The sequence below is a fragment of the Pseudomonas sp. REST10 genome (assembly GCF_029542605.1).
Classification (GTDB): Bacteria; Pseudomonadota; Gammaproteobacteria; order Pseudomonadales; family Pseudomonadaceae; genus Aquipseudomonas; species Aquipseudomonas khazarica.
Window position 1 is genome coordinate 1,853,603 of record NZ_CP035677.1, and the last position, 19,137, is coordinate 1,872,739.

The following is a 19,137-nucleotide window of genomic DNA, read 5'->3' on the forward strand; positions in this document are numbered from 1 at the left end:
CTGCTCAGTCCAGGCGCTTGCGCACGCGGGATACCGCGATCACCAGCATCGCCAGGGTGAAGACGCTCAGTGCCAGCACCTCCACCCAGAGTTCGGCCAGGGTCGCGTTGCGCAGCATGATGCCGCGCGCCAGGCGCAGGAAATGCGTCAGCGGCAGCACCTCGGCCAGCCACTGCGCGGCCTTGGGCATCCCGGCGAAGGGAAACATGAAACCTGACAGCAATATCTGCGGCAGGAAGGTGAAGAAGGCCATCTGCATCGCCTGGAACTGACTGCGCGCCAGCGTCGAGATGAAGACGCCAAGGGTCAGGCTGGCGAAGATGAACAGCAGTGACGCCGCGTACAGCGCCAGCAGCGAGCCGCGCACCGGCACGGCGAAGAGTTGCCAGCCGACCAGCAGGACGACCGTCACCTGCACCAGGCCGATGCCGACGAACGGCAGCACCTTGCCCAGCGTCAGCTCCCAGGGCGAGACCGGCGTGGTGATGAGCATTTCCATGTTGCCGCGTTCGCGCTCGCGCACCAGGGCGATGGCGGTGAACAGCACCATGGTCATGGTCAGGATCACGCCGATCAGGCCGGGCACGGTGTTCAGGGGTGCCAGGCGTTCGGGGTTGTAGAAGTTCACCACCGTCATCGACGGCGTGGCGTGCCAACCGGGTAGCGGGTAGCTCGCCAGTTGCCGCGCCGAGGCCTGGACCACCTGGTCGGAGCCGTCGACCACCAGTTGCAGGGGCGTGCGCTCGGGGTTGGGGCGGGCCAGGCGCGTCTCGAAATCGGCGGGGATGACCAGCGCGGCGCTGATCTCGCCCCGCCGCAGCAGCGTCTGCAGTTGCTGCTCGCTCGACAGCCGGTAGCGCAGGTCGAGCACCTGGCTCGCGCCGATCTCGGCCACCACTTCGCGCGAGTGGGCCGTATTGGCCTGATCGAGCACGGCGCTGGGCAGGCCGCGCACGTCGAGATTGATGGCATAGCCGAACAGCACCAGCTGCATCACGGGAATGCCGACGATCATGGCGAAGGTCAGGCGGTCGCGGCGCAGTTGGCGCAGTTCCTTGAGCACGATGGCGGCCAGTCGACGCAGGTTCATGGCTTCGCTCCCTGGATGTCGGGGCGGCGCGTCACGGCGACGAAGACATCCTCCAGATTCGCTTCGGTCGCGCGGACCCGTGCCTGCACGCCAGCCTCGGCCAGACGCCGTTCGACCTGCTCGCGGGCATCGTCGGTGGCGCTGAGCAGACGCAGCGAGGCGCCGATCTGCGCGCTGGCATAGATCGCCGGCAGGCCTTGCAGCGCCCGTTGCGCCTGGCGCGGCTGGGCGCATTCCACCAGCAGCGGTTGTCCGGGCAGGCGCGCCATCAGCTCGGCGGGGCTGCCGTCGGCGACCAGTCGCCCGCTGTCGAGTATGCCCAGGCGGGTGCAGCGTTCGGCCTCGTCCATGTAATGGGTCGAGACCAGCAGGGTCGTACCGGCTTCGGCCAGCTCGAACAGCGAGTCCCAGAATTCCCGGCGTGACTGCGGGTCGACGGCGCTGGTCGGTTCGTCGAGCAGCAGCAGGTCGGGCTCGTGCAGCACGGCGCCGGCCAGGGCCAGGCGCTGTTTCTGGCCGCCGCTGAGGGTGCCGGACAGGCGGTCACGCAGGTCGCCCAGCCAGTAGCGCTCGAGCAGTTCCGCGACCCGTCTGCGTGCCTGCGCCCGCCCCAGGCCCTGGATGCTGGCGAGAAAATCGAGGTTCTCGGCCACCGTCAGGTCCTCGTACAGCGAGAATTTCTGCGTCATGTAGCCGATGCGTCGCTTGAGCGCTTCGGCATCCTGCGGAATCCGGTAGCCCAGCACCTCGATCTCTCCCGCGCTGGGCAGCAGCAGACCGCAGAGCATGCGGATGGTGGTCGACTTGCCGCAGCCGTTGGGACCGAGGAAGCCGAATACCTCGGCACGCTCGACGCGCAGGTCGAGGCCGTCGACGGCGGTCAGATCGCCGAAGCGCTTGCTCAGGCCGCTGGCGCGGATCACCGTCTCACTCATCGTCGCTACGCTCCGCCTGCAGCGGCAGGCCGGCTGGCAGATCGCGGGCCTCGTCACCCAGCAGCACGGCTTCGGCGCGGTAGGTCAGGCGGCTGGCGTCATCGCCGTTGAGGGCGTAGTAGGGGGTGAAGCTGGCTTCGCTGGCGATGCTGCGGATGCGTGCCTGCAGCGGTCGTTCATGACCTTCGACCCGGACCCGCAGGGTAGCGCCGATGGCCAGCGTCGGGCGTACCGAGGCGGGTACGAACAGGCGCGCATAGGGCGCCTCGCCGACCAGCAGGCTGACCAGTTCCGCGTTCATCGGTGGCTGATCGCCGGGGTGGAACGGCAGGGCGTCGACGCGACCGGAGCGCGGTGCGTGCAGGCTCAGGTGTTCGCGGTCCAGGCGCAGTCGTTCCAGCTGTGCGGTGGCGGCTTCGACGGCGGCGCTGGCCTGTTCGACCTGCTCCGGGCGAGTGCCGTTGGTCAGTTCGCGCAGGCGGGCGGCGCTGGCCTCACTGGCGGCCACCAGGCGGTCGCGGGCGGCGCGGGCGCGGTCACGCTCGGCCACGGCCACCTGGCCACGGGCATACAGGGCGCTGATGCGGCGTTCGTCGCGCACGGCTTCGTCACGTTCGGCCCTGGCCTGCTGGAGGCTGGCGCTGGCGGCCTGGATCTGTTCGATACGTGCGCCGTTGCTCAGCTCTTCCAGACGGGCGTTGGCCTGGTTCAGCTCGGCCTCGGCCTGACGGACGCGGGCGTCCAGCCGGCGCGGGTCGAGCTCCAGCAGCAACTGGCCGGACACGACCTGCTCGCCTTCGCTGACCTTCCACTCCAGCACGCGCTCCGAAACCTCGGCAGGCAGGCCGATGCGGTCCCACTCCAGGGTGCCCAGCAGCGGTTGCTGCGCCGGTTCGTTGCAGGCGGCCAATGGCAGCACCAGCAGCAGGCAGAGCAGTCGTCGATCAATGGCCATCAGGCACCTCCAGTCCATGGGCGAACAGCGCCAGGGTGTGCTCGACCATCCTCTGGTCGGCGATCTCGGCGCTGGCGAAGATGCCGCGCCAGAGCGGAGCGGCGGCGTAGGGCAGCATGGTGGCGCCGATCAGCGAGACCACCAGCAGGCGAGGGTCGATGGCGTCGTGCAGCTCGCCGCGTTGCTGCGCCGCAGCGAAACGCTGGGCCAGGCGCAGCGGCAGCAAGGGAGCGATGCGCTGGGTCAGCAGGCTGCGCAGGGCGCCCCCTTCGGTGAGCACTTCCCGCGCCCACAGCTGCGGGAGCCAGGGATGTTTCGCCACGATGGCCGCCAGTTCGGTGACCAGCGTGCGGACCTGTTCCAGCGGGGTATCGCCGGCCTGCTCCAGGCATCCGGCGAGGCGCTCGAACTCGGGCATCAGGCGCTCGTCGATCACCGCTTGGGTCAGCTTGGGCTTGTTGCCGAAGTAGTAGTGGATGAGTGCCGGCGTCACCTGCGCGGCCTCGGCGATGCCGCGCAGGCTGCTGGCCTGGATGCCCTGCTGGGCGAAGCGTTGGCAGGCGGCGTCGAGCAGGCGTTCACGCTGCTGCGCTTCACCGCTGGGACGACCTGGAGTGCGTGGGCGGGGCATGGCTGGAAGGTCCTGGAAAATTATTAATTAAATACTCAATTAATTTTTGTGCAAGCGCAAGCTGCGATGTCGACGAGCGGGGCGCCGGCCCTGTGCAAGGGGCAGTGGCAGGCCTTGGCGTGCTGCGTTGGGGTGGTTTCGTTGACCTGGATCAGTTTCCCGGGCAACCGTCGGGTGAGGGGGTGGCGAGCATTGATCCAGATCAATGGTGTCGGGGCTGGCGCTGATAACGTGAAGCCATCCCAGACAGACAGGCACAACAGGAGGCAGCCATGTTCGTCGATACAGTGGTTCTCGCCGGAGTCGGCACCGTTCTTCTGATGGTCGCGTTCTTCGGGGGTGTTGGTTACTTCATCTGGAAGGATGCTCACAAGCGCAAGCAGAGCTGATCCTTCCGGTCAACTGGGCACGCAAGGCAATTCGGGCGACTTCGGTCGCCCATTTTTTTGCCTGTCGTTCCGGTTGACGGTCTCCTGGCAGGGAAAGTTGGGCAGGGGGCTGGACGAAATTAGATAGCTAGCTAATAATTGGCTTTGTTTGGCTGCTCGCTCGAGCCGTCGTCTATCTTCAGATCGTCACGTTCCGAATCCCTGTCCATGCGAGATTCCCTGCAGGCTTTCCTGGCGCCCAGTGCCCAGGCTGTTCAGTTCGCCGTCAAGACGTTGCTTGGCGGCGGGCTGGCGCTATGGCTCGCGCTGCGGCTCGGCCTCGAACAGCCGCAATGGGCGCTGATGACGGCCTTCATCGTCGCCCAGCCGCTGTCCGGCATGGTGGTGCAGAAGGGCCTGGCGCGGTTGCTCGGTACCATGGTCGGCACCTTCATGGCCGTGGTGATGATGGCCCTGTTCGCCCAGACACCCTGGCTGTTCCTGCTCGCCTTCGCCCTGTGGCTGGCGCTCTGTACCGCCGTTTCGACCATGCTGCGCAGCGCCTGGGCCTATTCCTTCGTCCTGGCCGGCTACACGGTGGCGATCATCGGCCTGCCGGCCATCGGCAAGCCCCATGTGATCTTCGACGAAGCCATCGCCCGCTCCACCGAGATCTGCCTGGGGCTGGTCTGCGCCACGCTGAGCAGCGCCCTGCTCTGGCCGCAGCGGGTCGAGCGGCAGCTGGTACAGCAGGCGCGCGACACCTGGCTGGCCGGCGTCAAGGCCGTGTGCCAGGCCCTGGCCGGGGAGGAGGGCGACTCGCGCCAGGGCCTGCTGGAAGTGCTGGCGCGTATCGTCGCCGTGGACGCCCAGCGCGAACATGCCTGGTTCGAAGGCGAGCGGGGGCGCCAGCGGGCCATCGCCCTGCGTGTGCTCAGTCGCGACCTGCTCGGCATGCTGCGCCTGGCCCGTGGCGTGGCACGGCAATGGCGACAGCTCGGTGCCGACGAGGCGCAGCGGGTCGCGCCCTGGCTGCAGGAGGTGCAGGCGCAGTTGCAGGCACAGCCCGGGGAACTCTCCGAACTGCTCGCTCGCCTGCGCGAGGCGGCGCTGGACGAGACCCTGAGCGCCACCCAGCAGCTGTGCCTGGAGCGCCTGGCCGTTCTCCTGCTGCGCGTCGCTGAGGCTCGTCGCGCGCTGCAGGCGGTGGAGCAGGGTCAGGCACCGGAGGATGCGCCGCGAGCGCTGTCCTGGCACTACGACTGGCAGACGGCGCTGGTCTATGGCGCGCGCAGCGGCCTGACCTTTCTGGCGCTGGCCGCATTCTGGATGGCCACCGGCTGGACCCACGCGATCGGTGCGATGCTGCTCGGCGCGGTGGTCTGCAGCCTGTTCGCCCGGCTGGAGGCGGCCCCGGCCATCGGCATGATGTTCCTGCGCGGCATTTTCTATGCGCTGCCGGTGGCGTTCTTCGTCGGGCAGATCCTGATGCCGCAGATCGACGGTTTCCCCATGCTCGCCCTGGTGCTCGGGGTGCCACTGTTCTTCGGCGTCCTGGGCATGGCCAAGCCAGCGCTGGCGGCGACCTCGACCTCGTTCTGCCTGCACCTGATCGTGCTCTGCCTGCCGCCGGCCGGTGTCGGCTATGACGTGGCCTACTTCCTCAACGAGGCCCCCGGCATGCTGCTGGGCGTGGGCTGTGCGGTGCTGGCCTTCAAGCTGATCGGCCTGCGTGACCCGGTGTGGCATGGCCGGCGCCTGATGCAGGCCATCCTGCTCGATCTCGGCCGCCTGACCCGGCGTGACCTGGGGCGTGCGGAGAACTGGTTCGGCGGGCGCATGGCCGATCGCCTGTTGCAGCTGGCGCGGCACTACCCGGCACGACCGGACCGTGCGCGCAGCCGCTGGGACGATGGTGTCGCCGGGCTCGATCTGGGTGACGAGTTGCTGCACCTGCGCGCCTGCCTGGCGCATGTCGACGCCGACCTGACGCAGGCGCAACAGCGTTTCCTGCAGCAGCTGGACGAGGTGCTGGAGCGGGGCCCGACGCCGGGCCGTCGGGATGCGCTGGATGCGCCCGCGACCGAGCTGCGCCAGGCGCTGGCTGCCCTGGCGCCGAGCATCGAACGGCGCCTGGCCGACGCCGCCCTGTCGCAATTGCAGAACGGCTGGCGCCAGTGGTGTCACCTGAGAGGAGAAGCCCATGGGCTTGCATGAGTGGTCGCTGGGCGGCGTGTTGCTGAGCCCCATGGCGATCTACGCGGTATTGGCGCTGCTGCTGACCGGCGCGTTGCGCCTCGGCTTGCAGCGCATCGGGCTGACGCGCTGGATCTGGCACGAGGCCCTGTTCGACTGTGCCCTATATGTCTGCGTCCTGGCGGCCGTGATGGCCGTCCTGGCGCGTTGAGGAGAGAAGCATGCATTCGACCATTCGTGTCGGTATCACTCTGGCCATGGTGGCGGCGGCGATCTTCGCCGGCTCGTGGATCTGGCAGCACTACATGTATTCGCCCTGGACGCGTGACGCCCGGGTGCGCGCGGATGTGGTGACCATCGCCCCGGACGTGTCCGGCTGGGTGCTCGAGCTCAAGGTGCGCGACAACCAGCAGGTCAAGGCCGGCGACCTGCTGATGACCATCGATCGCGATCGTTACCAGGCTGCGGTGGAGAAGGCCCAGGCCGTGGTGGACATCCGCCGCCAGCAGCTCAGCCTGCGTGAGCACGAGGCGTTGCGCCGCTCGCGTCTGGGCGCCAAGGCGATCAGCGCCGAACTGCTGGACAACGCCAAGATCAGCGCCGAGATGGCGCGTGGCGAATACCGCGAGGCGCAGGCCGACCTGCGTATCGCCGAGCTGAACCTGGCGCGCAGCGAAGTGCGTGCACCGCGCGATGGCCAGGTGACCAACCTGGTCCTGGCGCAGGGCAACTACGTCAAGGCCGGGCAGGCGGTCATGGCCCTGGTCGACACCCAGTCGTTCTACGTGCAGGCCTATTTCGAGGAAACCAAGTTGCCGCGCATCCAGGTCGGCGCGCCGGTCGAGGTCTGGCTGATGGGCGGCACGGACGAGATTCGCGGCGAGGTGGAGAGCATCAGCCGTGGCATCACCGACCGCAACGCCAGCCCGGATGGGCAGCTGCTGGCGGATGTCGAGCCGACCTTCAACTGGGTGCGCCTGGCGCAGCGCATTCCGGTGCGCATCAAGCTGACCAGCCTGCCCGAAGACATCGCCCTGAGTGCCGGCATGACCGCCAGCGTGCGGGTGGAGTAGGGTGCTCTCGCAATTGTAGGAGCGGCTTCAGCCGCGAGCTCTTCATGGGGGCTCGCGGCTGAAGCCCCTCCCACGGTACCGCTGTTGCGTGCCTAGGGTCGTAGGGTGGACAACGCGAAGCTTGTCCACCGTCTGGGCGTGGTTGTTGTCGCCTGGGTGTCGCTTTGCGCAACGCCCGGCTACGGGGTGATGCGCTGGTGGATGGATGGAGCGTCATCCACCCTACGGCGAGGTGCGTAGAGTGGACAACGCGAAGCTTGTCCACCGCTTGGGCGCGGTTGTTGTCGCCTGGGTGTCGCTTCGCTCGAGGGCCGGCTACGGGGTGGTGCGCTGGTGGATGGATGGAGCGTCATCCACCCTACGGCGAGGTGTGTAGGGTGGACAACGCGAAGCTTGTCCACCAGCTGGGCGTGGTTGTTGTCGCCTGGGCATCGCTTCGCTCGACGGCCGGCTACGGTGTGATGCGATGGTGGATGAATGGAGCGTCATCCACCCTGCGCGCCAAGGAACGTGATCAACTGCGTTCGATGCTGGCTGGGGTACGCCGCATCAGCACCTTGCCGTGGCGCACCGACACCAGGGCGTGGCCCTGGCTGCGCACCATCTCGTAGTCGTCCGGCGCCGAGAGAATCAGCAGGTTGGCCGGGCGGCCGACTTCCAGGCCGTAGCGTTCGCCCAGGTTCAGCGCGCGCGCCGAGTTGTCGGTGATCAGGTCCAGGCTGCGCTTGAGGTCGTCGTAGCCGAGCATGTGGCAGATATGCAGGCCGGCCTCGAGGATGCGCAGGATGTTGCCGTTGCCCAGCGGGTACCAGGGGTCGACGATGGAGTCCTGACCGAAGCAGACGTTCATCCCGGCGCGGTCGATCTCGGCCACGCGGGTCAGGCCGCGGCGTTTCGGGTAGGTGTCGAAGCGGCCCTGCAAGTGGATGCTCTCGGTGGGGCAGGAGACGAAGCTGATGCCGCTCATCTTCAGCAGGCGGAACAGCTTGGAGCAGTAGGCGTTGTCGTAGGAACCCATGGCCGTGGTATGGCTGGCGGTGACGCGCGCGCCCATGCCACGCACGCGGGCTTCCTCGGCCAGCACCTCGAGAAAGCGCGACTGCGGGTCGTCGGTCTCGTCGCAGTGCACGTCCACCAGGCAGCCCGTGCGTTCGGCCAGCTCCATGAGGAACTTGATCGACGACACGCCCTGGTCGCGGGTGTTCTCGAAGTGCGGGATGCCGCCGACCACGTCGGCGCCCAGTTCGATGGCCTGCTCCATCAGGGCGCGACCGTTCGCGTAGGACTCGATGCCTTCCTGGGGGAAGGCGACGATCTGCAGGTCGATCAGGTGGCGGGTTTCCTCGCGCACCTCGAGCATGGCCTTGAGCGCCGCCAGGGTCGGGTCGGTGACGTCGACGTGGGTGCGTACGTGCTGGATGCCGTGGTCGACCAGCATGTCGATGGTCTTCTTGGCGCGGGTCTTGGTGTCTTCATGGGTCACCAGTGCCTTGCGCTCGGCCCAGCGCTCGATGCCTTCGAACAGCGTGCCGCTCATGTTCCAGGCCGGCTCGCCGGCGGTCAGCGTGGCGTCGAGGTGGATGTGCGGTTCGACGAATGGCGGCACTACCAGGTTGCCGGCCGCGTCGAGGTCGTCCGCCGCCGGGGTGGCACTGGCGGTCTGGATGTCGATGGCGGCGATCTCGGCGCCGTTCAGGGTGATGCGGTACAGGCCGTCGCGGCCACGCAGGCGGGCGTTGTGGATGATCATGCTGGGTTCCTCTCAGGCAGGCGACGACAGGCGCCGGATCAGCAGCGCGACGCTGATGTTCAGGCGGTCGTGCGGGGTATCGAAGGAGCAGCCGGTCAGCGCTTCGATGCGCTGTAGACGGTAGCTCAGGGTATTGCGGTGAACGTTCAGGCGCTGCGCGGCCAGGGCCAGGTTGCCGTTCTCGGCGAACCAGGCCTCCAGCGTCGGCATCAGCACCGGCTGGTGGCGCGAGTCGTCGCCGATCAGCGGGCCGAGCACGCGCTCGACGAAGCGGTCGAGCAGGCTGCGATCGCGGATCGCGCCCAGCAGCTCCAGCACGCCCAGCTCGTTGAAACTGCACAGCCCCAGGCGCTCCGGGAAACGCTGCGCCACGGCCAGTGCCTGGCGCGCCTCACCCAGGCCCTGGGCGAAGCGCGGGGCGTCGCAGCCGGCGCTGCCGAGGCCGAGAAACAGCCGCAGCGGGCCGAGTTGCGGGCGCAGCTCGTCGAGCAGTGCAGTCATCACCTGGCGGTTGCGCGCTTCATCCTGTGGCGTGGGGCAGGGCAGCAGGGCGATCCAGTGCCGGCCCTGGCTGACCAGTGGCAGCGCCTCGCCACGCTCGCCCAAGCTCTGCTCCAGGCGCCGTTGCAGCAGTTGCTGGCGGCTCTGCAACTGGCGCTCGGCGTCTTCGCCGGCCAGGTCGCCGAACAGCTGCTCGCTGCCGTCGAGGCGCAGCAGTGCCACCTGACGCGGCACGTGCAGCGCCAGGCCGAGGCTGTCGCCGCGCTGCTGGAGCAGGTCCAGCGACTGGTAGTCGCCATCGAGCACCTGCTCCAGCACGTGCTGGCGCGAGCGGCCCAGTTGCTGCGCATGGACCAGCGCGGTGCCGATGGCCTGGGTGACCACCACCATCTTCAGGGCATAGGGCTGCTCGATCAGCGGCAGGCCCAGGCGCTCGGCCTCTGCGATCACGCTGGGCGGGATCGCCTGGATGTATTCGGCGCCGGTGAGGATGACCATGCCGGCGACGATGCGTTCGTGGCCCTCGCGCACCAGACGCAGCAGGTTGGCTTCGTCGCGCGGATGGTTGATGCCGGTGACGAAGATCAGTTCGCCGCCCATCACCCAGTCGGCAATGCCCTCGTTCTCGGCCACGTAGGGCCAGCGCACGGCATTGTCGCGTCCGGCCTGGCCGGCACGCAGGCGCATGCTGGCCAGATCCGGCAGGGCGAGTACGTCGGCGACGGTCAGGCTCACGCGCCGGCGACCTGCTGACGGCCCGCCAGTGCCTTGTTCAGCTCGAACAGTGCGACATAGGCCAGCGCCGCCACCGCGATGCCGACCAGTGGCGCGACCCAGGGCGAGAAGTAGGCGCTCAGCGCACCGATCAGGTAGGCGCCGAGGCCGACCCAGTTGAAGGCCGGCAGGCGGGCGTCGGCCAGTTTCGGGTAGCGTGCGCGGTGACCGTAGAAGTAGTCGGCCATGATCACGCCACCAATCGGCGGGATGATCGAGCCGAGCAGGATCAGGAAGGGGATCAGCAGTTCGTACATGCCGCCGATGGCCAGCAGCGTGCCGATGCCGGCACCGGCCAGGGTCACGGTCTTGCGCTTGCCGGTGCGCAGCAGGTTGCAGCCGGCGGCGGCGAAGTTGTAGATGGTGTTGTCCTGGGTGGTCCACAGGTTGAGAAACAGCATGATCACGGCGGCCATGGACAGACCCTGCAGCACCAGCACCTCGACCACGTCCGGTTGCTGGTAGACGATGGCACCGTAGGCACCGGCGACGATCATCAGGCCATTGCCGATGAAGAAGCCGAGCAGGCTGGCCAGCACCGCGACGCGGCCGCTCCGGGCGAAACGGGTCCAGTTGGTCGCCTGGGTGGCGCCGCTGACGAAGGTGCCGAACACCAGGGTGATGGCCACGCTCAGGCTCATGCTCTCGGACGGCTCCACCGCCAGCAGCCCGGCGAGGCCGCCGACGTCACGGGTGGCGATCCACAGCGACGCCACCAGCAGCACCAGCATGGCCGGCACGGCGACGCGCGAGAGCAGGTCCAGGCCCTTGTAGCCGACGAAGGCGGTGAGGCAGAAAGCGAAGCCGAACAACACCATCAGCGGGATGGTCAGGCCCTCCGGCAGGCCGAGGATCTTCACCAGGACGATGGCGACGGTCGCCGTGCCCCAGGCGTACCAGCCGATCTGGGTGAAACCCAGAAGCATGTCGGACAGCTTGCTGCCCACTTCGCCGAAGCAGAAACGCCCCATCAGCACCGAGTTCAAGCCGCTGCGGCAGGCGATGAAACCCAGTGCGGCCGCGTACAGGCCCAGCAGCAGGTTGCCGATCACTGCGGCCCAGAGCAGGGTGGTGAAATCGAAGGCCATGCCGATCTTGCCGCCGGCGAACATGGTGGCGGTGAAGAAGGTGAAACCGAACAACAGGATGGCAGTGGAGAACAGCCCCTTGCGGGCGCCGCTGGGGACCTCGCTCAGAGGGTAGTCGCTATCGGGGGTGGCGTTGCTCATGGACCTGGCTCCGGTAGGGGGGGTAGGCCTTGGCGATAGCAGGGGACGTGCCAGAGTCAGCGGGCATGGCCGCTTGGCAAGGTAGTCAAAGGGGTTTGTGCAAAGCGCACAAGGAATTGCACTTCTGGAGTGCCAGATCGCTCAAGGCTTGTGAGTGTAGAACAAAAGTGGTGCGCGGCGCTGCTGCCGCGCACCAGTGTGCAGCGGATCAGGCGACGGTCACCTGCGGCATCGGCGGCATGGTCACGGTCTGCTCGGCGCTCGGGGCGAGCACTTCGGCTTCGCCGTCGACCACTTGCTTGCCGTCCTGGTTGAACACGCGGGTGGCGATGCGCACGCGGTTCTTCGGCAGTTTCTCCAGCACTTCCAGCTTCACGGTCAGGGTGTCGCCGAGTTTCACCGGGCGGGTGAACTTCAGCTGCTGGCCGAGGTAGATGGTGCCCGGGCCTGGCAGGTTGCAGGCGATGGCGGCGCTGATCAGCGCGCCGGTGAACATGCCGTGGGCGATGCGCTCCTTGAACATCGTCTCGGCGGCGAAGGCGGCGTCCAGGTGTACCGGATTGTTGTCGCCGGACACGGCGGCGAACAGCTGCACGTCACGTTCTTCCACCTGCTTTTCGAAGCTGGCCTGCTGGCCGATTTCGAGCGCCTCGTAGGGGATGTTGGTTACCTGGGTCATGAACACTCCTGAGTGGGCTTGCGACCGTGGCTCAATGCCTGTTGCAGCCAGTCGATCAGATGGGCGGTGACCTCGTCGCGGTTGCTCTCGTTGAGCAACTCGTGGCGGGCCTCGGGATAAAGTTTCAGTTGCACGTCGCGCACGCCGGCCTCACGCAGGGCGCCAGCCAGGTCACCCAGGCGCTTGCCGTCGCTGACCGGATCACGCGAGCCGCCGATGACCAGCAGCGGCAGGTCGGCATCGATCTGCGCCAGGTTGGCGGGGGGCGTGATGTGTTGCAGGCCGTCGAGCAGGTCGCACCACAACTGCGTGGTGCAGACGAACCCGCACAGCGGATCGGTCACGTATTTGTCCACTTCTGCCGGGTCACGGCTGAGCCAGTCGAAGGCGGTGCGGTTGGGCTTGAACGCCTTGTTGAACGAGCCGAAGGAGAGAAAGTCGATGACCTTGCTGCGGCCTTTCGCGCCCAGGCGCCAGCGTTCGAAACCGGCGATCAGGCGTGCCGCCTTGTACAGCGCCACGGGCTGGTAGTTGGAGCCGGAAAGCACGGCGCCCTGCAGGCTGCAGCTGTGGCCCATGAGGTAGGCAATGCCGATGTAGCTGCCCATGCTGTGGCCGAAGAGGAAGATCGGCGTGTGCGGATGCTGCTGGCGAATGTGGTGATTGAGGGTGGAGAGGTCGCCGACGACCTTGCTCCAGCCGTCCTCGTCGGCGTAATGCCCCAGGGTGCCGCGTTCGGCCGTGCGGCCATGGCCGCGCTGGTCCAGGGCGTAGAGGGCGAAGCCCGCCGTCACCAGGGCTTCGGCCAGCCGTTCGTAGCGCAGGCTGTGCTCGGCCATGCCGTGGGCAAGCATGACCATCGCACGGGGTGGCTCATCGCCGTACCAGTGGTTGACGTGCAGCGGCAGGCCGTCGCTGGCGTTGAGGGTGAAGGCGTCGTGGCGCATGGCGAATCCTTGTGCCGAAGGTTGGCGGCATTGTGCACCTTGCTCGTCATCAGGCAAAGCGTCGCGGTTTATTCGCGAATGCCAAAGATCGGTTACGAATCGCTACATTTATTGCGAAATTCAGCCCATCAATGACGCCTTCGAGCTATATGCGGTTCAGCTCTAAGCTGCTACTTTCCGGCCAGTCAGATCACTTCAGGGGAAGAGGACAAGAACAATGCAACCTGATTTCTGGAACGACAAACGCGCCCCTGGCGTGCCCAACGATATCGACCTGTCCAGCTACAAGTCGGTGATCGAAGTCTTCGAGCGCTCCTGCAAGCGTTTCGCTGACCGCCCTGCCTTCAGCAACCTCGGTGTCACGCTGACCTACGCCGAGCTGGACCGTCTCTCCGCTGCCTTCGCCGCCTACCTGCAGAAGCACACCGACCTCAAGCCGGGCGACCGCATCGCCGTGCAGATGCCCAACGTGCTGCAATACCCGATCGCCGTGTTCGGTGCCATGCGCGCCGGCCTCATCGTGGTCAACACCAACCCGCTGTACACCGCGCGCGAGATGCGCCACCAGTTCAAGGACGCCGGCGTGCGTGCGCTGGTGTACCTGAACATGTTCGGCAAGCTGGTGCAGGAAGTGCTGCCGGACACCGAGATCGAGTACCTGATCGAAGCGCGGATGGGTGACCTGCTGCCGAGCCTCAAGGGCTGGCTGGTCAACACCGTGGTGAAGAAGGTCAAGAAGATGGTGCCCGACTACCACCTGCCGCAGGCCATCGCCTTCAAGCAGGTGCTCAGGCAGGGGCACGGCCAGGCGCTGGCGCCGGTCACCGCCAGCCACGAGGATGTCGCCGTGCTGCAGTACACCGGTGGCACCACCGGCGTGGCCAAGGGCGCGATGCTCACGCACGGCAACCTGGTGGCGAACATGCTGCAGGTCGATGCCTGCCTGTCGCAGCTCGGCCCGGACGGTACGCCGCTGATGAAGCAGGGCCAGGAGATCATGATCGCGCCGCTGCCGCTGTACCACATCTATGCCTTCACCGCGAACTGCATGTGCATGATGGTCAACGGCAACCATAACGTGCTGATCACCAACCCGCGCGACATCCCCGGTTTCGTCAAGGAACTGGGCAAATGGAAGTTCTCCGCCCTGCTGGGCCTGAATACCCTGTTCGTCGCGCTGATGGATCATCCCGAGTTCAAGAACCTCGATTTCTCCCACCTCAAGGTCACCAACTCCGGCGGTACCGCGCTGGTCAAGGCCACCGCCGAGCGCTGGCAGCAGATGACCGGTTGCACCGTGGTGGAGGGCTACGGCCTGACCGAGACCTCGCCGGTCGCCAGTACCAACCCCTATGGCGACAAGGCGCGCCTGGGCACCGTCGGCATTCCGGTGCCGGGTACCGCGTTCAAGGTGATCGACGACGAGGGCAACGAGCAGCCCCTGGGCGATCGTGGTGAGCTGTGTATCCAGGGGCCGCAGGTGATGAAGGGCTACTGGCAGCGCGAGGAGGCCACGGCCGAGGTGCTGGATGCCGACGGCTGGTTCAAGACCGGCGATATCGCCGTGATCGACCCGGATGGCTTCGTGCGCATCGTCGACCGTAAGAAGGACATGATCATCGTCTCCGGCTTCAACGTGTATCCCAACGAGATCGAGGACGTGGTCATGGCTCACCCGAAGGTCGCCAGCTGCGCGGCCATCGGCGTGCCGGACGAGAAGTCCGGGGAAGTGGTCAAGCTGTTCGTGGTGCCGCGCGATGGCGGGGTGACCGTGGAAGAGCTCAAGGCCTACTGCAAGGAAAACTTCACCGGCTACAAGGTGCCCAAGCACATCGTGTTCAAGGACGCCCTGCCGATGACGCCGGTGGGCAAGATCCTGCGTCGCGAGCTGCGCGACATCGCCTGAGCCGAAACCTCTCCCCCGGCCCGGGGGAGAGGTTTTCCCGCCTCTGTCCGCCAGCACGGCGGAGCATTTGTTGTGATTTGGTAACCACCGGCAGGGTGGCAAGCCTCGTTTCGTCGAGCCCAGCACTGTGCCTGACGCCTGTTCAGGTTAGGCTCTGCGCGCTGCATAAGCCGAGCTAGAGGCCTTTGTTCGATTCTCAGAGCGAAAGTTGGGTTGTGACTGGATGGTGTTTTCTGGTCATTTTTCTGACTCCGCAGGCCATGCTTGGTGCTGGTGAGCCTCCGGTAAAGCTGCTACTCTCGGCGCGCTTCCGGGCCCCTGGCCAGCGGGAAAGCGAGCTAAACACACAACAAACAACCGCCTGCGCGCGGTGAAGATCAGCTGTTGCTTAGGAGTGGGCTTCCATGACCGAAAACTTCTGGAAGGACAAGTATCCCGTTGGGGTCGCTGCCGAAATCAATCCCGACCAGTACCCGAACATCCTCGCGGTATTGAAAGAGTCCTGCCAACGCTTCGCCGACAAGCCTGCTTTCAGCAACCTGGGCAAGACGCTCACCTACGGCGAGATCTACCAGCTCTCCGGTGATTTCGCGGCCTATCTGCAGCAGCACACCGACCTCAAGCCGGGCGATCGCATCGCCGTGCAGCTGCCCAACGTGCTGCAGTACCCCGTCGTGGTTTTCGGCGCCATGCGTGCCGGCCTGGTGGTGGTCAACACCAACCCGCTGTACACCGCGCGGGAAATGGAACATCAGTTCAACGACTCCGGCGCCAAGGCGCTGATCTGCCTGGCCAACATGGCGCACCTGGCCGAACAGGTGGTGCCGAAGACCGGGGTGAAGACCGTCCTGGTCACCGAAGTGGGCGACATGCTGCCGACGTTCAAGCGTCTGCTGGTCAACTTCGTGATCAAGCACGTGAAGAAGATGGTGCCGGCCTACAACCTGCCGCACGCCATCAAGCTCAATGACGCCCTGGCCAAGGGCCGTGGCCAGAGCTTCAACGAAGCCAAGCCGAGCAACGGCGATATCGCCGTGCTGCAGTACACCGGCGGTACCACCGGTGTGGCCAAGGGCGCGATGCTCACGCACCGCAACCTGGTCGCCAACATGCTGCAGGTCAAGGAGCTGATGGGCGCCAACCTCGATGAGGGTTGCGAGGTGCTGATCGCGCCGCTGCCGCTGTACCACATCTACGCCTTTACCTTCCATTGCATGGCGATGATGCTGATCGGTGGCCACAATGTCCTGCTGACCAACCCGCGCGACCTGCCGTCGGTGGTCAAGGACCTGGCCAAGTACCGCTTCACCGGGTTCGTCGGCCTCAACACCCTGTTCGTTGCCCTGTGCAACAACGAAGACTTCCGCAAGCTGGACTTCTCCAGCCTGAAGGCGACCTTCTCCGGCGGCATGGCCCTGCAACTGGCTACCGCCGAACGCTGGAAGGAAGTCACCGGCTGCGCCATCTGCGAAGGCTTCGGCATGACCGAGACCAGCCCGGTGGCCACGGTCAACCCGTTCAGCGCCATCCAGCTGGGCACCATCGGCATTCCGCTGCCTTCGACCCTGTGCAAGACCATCAACGACGAAGGCCAGGACCTGGCCATCGGCGAGATCGGCGAGCTGTGCGTGAAAGGGCCGCAGGTGATGAAGGGCTACTGGCAGCGCCAGGAAGCGACCGACGAGATCCTCGGTGCCGACGGCTGGCTGAAGACCGGTGACATCGGCCTGATCCAGGAAGACGGCTACCTGCGTATCGTCGACCGCAAGAAGGACATGATTCTGGTGTCCGGCTTCAACGTCTATCCGAACGAGCTGGAAGACGTCCTGGCGACCCTGCCGGGCGTGCTGCAGTGCGCGGCCATCGGCGTGCCGGACGAGAAGTCCGGCGAGGCGATCAAGGTGTTCGTGGTGGTCAAGCCGGGCGAGAGCCTGACCAAGGAGCAGGTGATGGAGCACATGCGTGCCAACCTGACCGGCTACAAGGTGCCCAAGGCCGTGGAGTTCCGCGACGTGCTGCCCACCACCAACGTCGGCAAGATCCTGCGCCGCGAGCTGCGTGACGAAGAGCTGAAGAAACTGGGCAAGAAGTGACGCGACCGCGTTGAACGAAAAACCCGCTACGGCGGGTTTTTTATTGCCCGTCATTCCTGGCAGGCAATCCTGCCGGCCGTGCACGCGGCGGTGCTGGCCGCCCCGAGGGGATTGCAGGCATCAGCGAGATGCGCTGCTGCCAGCATGACCATTGATCCTGATCAGGCACTCCGTGACCAGATACGAGATAGTCATTCCATTATGAGACGAGGCTGGTCATACCAGTTTTTGCTTTTCTCTGTTTTTTTGACGCCGTCATATTGGCAATATGCCGGCTCTATAACATCAAAGCGCCGGTAAAGGTGTACTGCCCATGATCTTCTCTCTGCGTCTGCGTTCCAAAGTGCTGCTGCTGGCGTTTGGTCCTATCTGCCTGTTGACCCTGCTGCTCAGTTCCATCGCGTTCGTCGTCCTCGGCAATCTGGCCGACCAGCAGGAGGCGCAGACCCGAGCCAAGCTGGTGGCGGACCGCAAGGCGGAGATCAAGCAGTACGTGGAACTGGCGGTCAACGCGATCGATCCGCTGTACCAGGCCTCCGCCGATGGCGACATGAACGCGCGCGCCCAGGCCGTCGAGGTGCTCAAGCGCCTGTCCTACGGGGCGGATGGCTATTTCTGGGGCTACGACAGCAACGTCCATCGCGTGCTGCAGGGCAATACCAACGACCGCATCGGCGAGGACTTCAGCGGCTACCGCGACCCCAATGGCGTCTATGCCATTCGCGAGCTGGTGCGAGCCGGCATGGATAGCAGCCACTACGTTGACTACAGCTTCGTGTTGGGCGACGGCAAGGTGCTGGTGGCCAAGGTCGGTTACTCGCACTACCTGCCCAAGTGGAAGATGGTCTTCGGCACCTCGGTCAATCTCGACGGGGTCGAGCGGGATGTCCAGGCGGCGCGGGGGCAGTTCCAGCACAGCGTCGACCGCCTGCTGATGGTCATGGCCGGCTCCGCGATCGGCCTGCTGCTGGTGCTGGCCCTGCTGTCCCTGCCGCTGGCGGCGTCGATCACCAAGCCGGTGCAGCTGATCAAGAGCAAGCTCGATGACATGGCAGCCGGGGAGGGCGACCTGACCCAGCGCCTGCCGGTCACCAGCCAGGATGAGCTGGGCGAGCTGGCGAGTTCGTTCAACGCCTTCGTCGCCAAGATTCATGCGCTGGTGCAGCAGGTATCGGTGACCACCGATCAGCTCTTCGGTCTGGTCGGTGGCGTGTCCAGTCAGGCACAGCGCTCCGAACAGGCGATGGCCGGGCAGCGTCAGGAGACCGATCAGGTCGCCACCGCCATCAACGAGATGTCCGCTGCGGCCCACGAGGTGGCGCAGAGTGCCCAGCGTGCCGCCGAGGCGGCGCGCGAGACCGACCAGCAGGGCCAGGATGCCAAGCGCGTGGTGGATGGCAGCATCGCCCACATCCACGACCTGGTCGGCGAGGTGCGCAGCAGCAGCGAGTCACTGGACAGCCTGCGTCGCGACGTACAGGGCATCGTCAGCGTGCTGGAGGTGATTCGTGCGATCGCCGACCAGACCAACCTGCTGGCGCTCAATGCGGCCATCGAGGCTGCGCGAGCCGGCGAGGCGGGGCGAGGCTTCGCCGTGGTGGCCGATGAGGTCCGCGCCCTGGCCAGCCGTACCCAGCAGAGCACTGGCGAGATCCAGGGCATGATCGACCGTCTGCAGAATGCCACGGGCGAGGCCGTGGCGGCGATGCAGCGCGCCAGTCAGATGGGAGAGAGCACCCGCGAGCAGGCCAGCCATGCCGGCGAGGCGCTGGACAGCATCGCGGTGTTGATCGGCACCATCAACTCGATGAACGCGCAGATCGCCAGTGCCGCCGAGGAGCAGACCGCCGTGGCCGAGGAGATCAACCGCAGCGTGCACCAGATCGCCGTCGCGGTGGACGAGGTCGCCAGCGATGCGGAGCAGGGCGCGCAGGCCGCTCGTGATCTCGACGGCCTGGGCGGGCGCCTGCAGGGCCTGGTCGGCCAGTTCCGCGTCTGAGTGCCGGGCGC

General features: G+C 66.3%; 16 protein-coding genes. 7 read left to right on the forward strand and 9 right to left on the reverse strand.

What is annotated here, in order from left to right; all coding sequences use genetic code 11:
• Positions 1–4: 4 nt before the first annotated feature.
• The 4 genes from EWH21_RS08720 to EWH21_RS08735 are packed head-to-tail and all read right to left on the reverse strand — an operon-like array spanning position 5 to position 3,611.
• Positions 5–1,090, reverse strand: a complete 1,086-nt coding sequence (locus tag EWH21_RS08720; protein WP_037048902.1) for an ABC transporter permease — start codon at positions 1,088–1,090, stop codon at positions 5–7.
• Positions 1,087–2,025, reverse strand: a complete 939-nt coding sequence (locus EWH21_RS08725; RefSeq protein WP_218571703.1) for an ABC transporter ATP-binding protein — start codon at positions 2,023–2,025, stop codon at positions 1,087–1,089. The genes EWH21_RS08720 and EWH21_RS08725 overlap by 4 nt, the downstream gene beginning before the upstream one ends.
• Positions 2,018–2,980, reverse strand: coding sequence for a biotin/lipoyl-binding protein (locus EWH21_RS08730; RefSeq protein ID WP_277700297.1), 963 nt, complete (start codon positions 2,978–2,980; stop codon positions 2,018–2,020). The genes EWH21_RS08725 and EWH21_RS08730 overlap by 8 nt, the downstream gene beginning before the upstream one ends.
• Positions 2,970–3,611 carry a TetR/AcrR family transcriptional regulator gene (locus tag EWH21_RS08735; RefSeq protein WP_037048895.1) on the reverse strand — a complete coding sequence of 214 codons (642 nt, stop codon included), beginning with the start codon at positions 3,609–3,611 and terminating at the stop codon, positions 2,970–2,972. Before EWH21_RS08735 ends, EWH21_RS08730 begins: the two co-directional genes overlap by 11 nt.
• A gap of 272 nt (positions 3,612–3,883) precedes the next feature.
• Here EWH21_RS08735 and ccoM point away from each other — a divergent pair, with 272 nt between their 5' ends.
• The 4 genes from ccoM (at position 3,884) to EWH21_RS08755 (ending at position 7,248) form a co-directional block, all read left to right on the forward strand.
• A complete protein-coding gene (gene ccoM, locus EWH21_RS08740; protein ID WP_017361612.1) occupies positions 3,884–4,000 on the forward strand; it encodes a cytochrome c oxidase subunit CcoM in 117 nt (38 codons plus the stop codon).
• 207 nt (positions 4,001–4,207) lie between these two features.
• Positions 4,208–6,196, forward strand: a complete 1,989-nt coding sequence (locus EWH21_RS08745; protein ID WP_277700298.1) for an FUSC family protein — start codon at positions 4,208–4,210, stop codon at positions 6,194–6,196.
• The gene (locus tag EWH21_RS08750) at positions 6,183–6,386 is read left to right on the forward strand and encodes a DUF1656 domain-containing protein (RefSeq protein ID WP_152488264.1); all 204 of its coding nucleotides are present in this window, start codon (positions 6,183–6,185) and stop codon (positions 6,384–6,386) included. The genes EWH21_RS08745 and EWH21_RS08750 overlap by 14 nt, the downstream gene beginning before the upstream one ends.
• Before the next feature lie 10 nt (positions 6,387–6,396).
• On the forward strand, positions 6,397–7,248 hold the full coding sequence (locus EWH21_RS08755) for an HlyD family secretion protein (RefSeq protein ID WP_179553787.1): 852 nt from the start codon (positions 6,397–6,399) through the stop codon (positions 7,246–7,248).
• Positions 7,249–7,762: 514 nt separating this feature from the next.
• On the opposite strand, the gene codA is transcribed toward EWH21_RS08755, so the two are convergent.
• From codA to EWH21_RS08780, 5 genes are all read right to left on the reverse strand, one after another.
• Positions 7,763–8,998 (reverse strand): cytosine deaminase, encoded by a 1,236-nt coding sequence (codA, locus tag EWH21_RS08760; protein WP_179553788.1) that lies wholly within the window; start codon positions 8,996–8,998, stop codon positions 7,763–7,765.
• A gap of 12 nt (positions 8,999–9,010) precedes the next feature.
• Positions 9,011–10,234 (reverse strand): PucR family transcriptional regulator, encoded by a 1,224-nt coding sequence (locus tag EWH21_RS08765; protein WP_277700299.1) that lies wholly within the window; start codon positions 10,232–10,234, stop codon positions 9,011–9,013.
• A complete protein-coding gene (codB, locus tag EWH21_RS08770; RefSeq protein ID WP_277700300.1) occupies positions 10,231–11,502 on the reverse strand; it encodes a cytosine permease in 1,272 nt (423 codons plus the stop codon). Before codB ends, EWH21_RS08765 begins: the two co-directional genes overlap by 4 nt.
• Positions 11,503–11,710: 208 nt before the next feature.
• Positions 11,711–12,181 carry a MaoC family dehydratase gene (locus tag EWH21_RS08775; RefSeq protein WP_037048873.1) on the reverse strand — a complete coding sequence of 157 codons (471 nt, stop codon included), beginning with the start codon at positions 12,179–12,181 and terminating at the stop codon, positions 11,711–11,713.
• The gene (locus tag EWH21_RS08780) at positions 12,178–13,128 is read right to left on the reverse strand and encodes an alpha/beta hydrolase (protein WP_037048863.1); all 951 of its coding nucleotides are present in this window, start codon (positions 13,126–13,128) and stop codon (positions 12,178–12,180) included. The genes EWH21_RS08775 and EWH21_RS08780 overlap by 4 nt, the downstream gene beginning before the upstream one ends.
• Before the next feature lie 217 nt (positions 13,129–13,345).
• Between EWH21_RS08780 and fadD2 the strand changes: the two genes are divergently transcribed.
• The 3 genes from fadD2 (at position 13,346) to EWH21_RS08795 (ending at position 19,126) form a co-directional block, all read left to right on the forward strand.
• On the forward strand, positions 13,346–15,034 hold the full coding sequence (gene fadD2 / locus EWH21_RS08785) for a long-chain-fatty-acid--CoA ligase FadD2 (RefSeq protein ID WP_037048861.1): 1,689 nt from the start codon (positions 13,346–13,348) through the stop codon (positions 15,032–15,034).
• Positions 15,035–15,438: 404 nt separating this feature from the next.
• Positions 15,439–17,127, forward strand: coding sequence for a long-chain-fatty-acid--CoA ligase FadD1 (gene fadD1, locus EWH21_RS08790; protein WP_152488268.1), 1,689 nt, complete (start codon positions 15,439–15,441; stop codon positions 17,125–17,127).
• Positions 17,128–17,440: 313 nt separating this feature from the next.
• Positions 17,441–19,126: a methyl-accepting chemotaxis protein gene (locus EWH21_RS08795; RefSeq protein ID WP_152488269.1), complete on the forward strand. Its 1,686-nt coding sequence runs from the start codon at positions 17,441–17,443 to the stop codon at positions 19,124–19,126.
• Positions 19,127–19,137: the final 11 nt, after the last annotated feature.

Bases quoted from the DNA above. Each gene is read 5' to 3' on its own strand.
- fadD2 (WP_037048861.1), top strand. From the start codon at position 13,346: ATGCAACCTGATTTCTGGAACGACAAACGCGCCCCTGGCGTGCCCAAC.
- EWH21_RS08735 (WP_037048895.1), bottom strand. From the start codon at position 3,611: ATGCCCCGCCCACGCACTCCAGGTCGTCCCAGCGGTGAAGCGCAGCAG.
- EWH21_RS08720 (WP_037048902.1), bottom strand. From the start codon at position 1,090: ATGAACCTGCGTCGACTGGCCGCCATCGTGCTCAAGGAACTGCGCCAA.
- EWH21_RS08780 (WP_037048863.1), bottom strand. From the start codon at position 13,128: ATGCGCCACGACGCCTTCACCCTCAACGCCAGCGACGGCCTGCCGCTG.
- fadD1 (WP_152488268.1), top strand. From the start codon at position 15,439: ATGACCGAAAACTTCTGGAAGGACAAGTATCCCGTTGGGGTCGCTGCC.
- EWH21_RS08795 (WP_152488269.1), top strand. From the start codon at position 17,441: ATGATCTTCTCTCTGCGTCTGCGTTCCAAAGTGCTGCTGCTGGCGTTT.
- EWH21_RS08730 (WP_277700297.1), bottom strand. From the start codon at position 2,980: ATGGCCATTGATCGACGACTGCTCTGCCTGCTGCTGGTGCTGCCATTG.
- EWH21_RS08745 (WP_277700298.1), top strand. From the start codon at position 4,208: ATGCGAGATTCCCTGCAGGCTTTCCTGGCGCCCAGTGCCCAGGCTGTT.
- EWH21_RS08750 (WP_152488264.1), top strand. From the start codon at position 6,183: ATGGGCTTGCATGAGTGGTCGCTGGGCGGCGTGTTGCTGAGCCCCATG.
- codA (WP_179553788.1), bottom strand. From the start codon at position 8,998: ATGATCATCCACAACGCCCGCCTGCGTGGCCGCGACGGCCTGTACCGC.
- codB (WP_277700300.1), bottom strand. From the start codon at position 11,502: ATGAGCAACGCCACCCCCGATAGCGACTACCCTCTGAGCGAGGTCCCC.
- EWH21_RS08725 (WP_218571703.1), bottom strand. From the start codon at position 2,025: ATGAGTGAGACGGTGATCCGCGCCAGCGGCCTGAGCAAGCGCTTCGGC.
- EWH21_RS08755 (WP_179553787.1), top strand. From the start codon at position 6,397: ATGCATTCGACCATTCGTGTCGGTATCACTCTGGCCATGGTGGCGGCG.
- ccoM (WP_017361612.1), top strand. From the start codon at position 3,884: ATGTTCGTCGATACAGTGGTTCTCGCCGGAGTCGGCACCGTTCTTCTG.
- EWH21_RS08775 (WP_037048873.1), bottom strand. From the start codon at position 12,181: ATGACCCAGGTAACCAACATCCCCTACGAGGCGCTCGAAATCGGCCAG.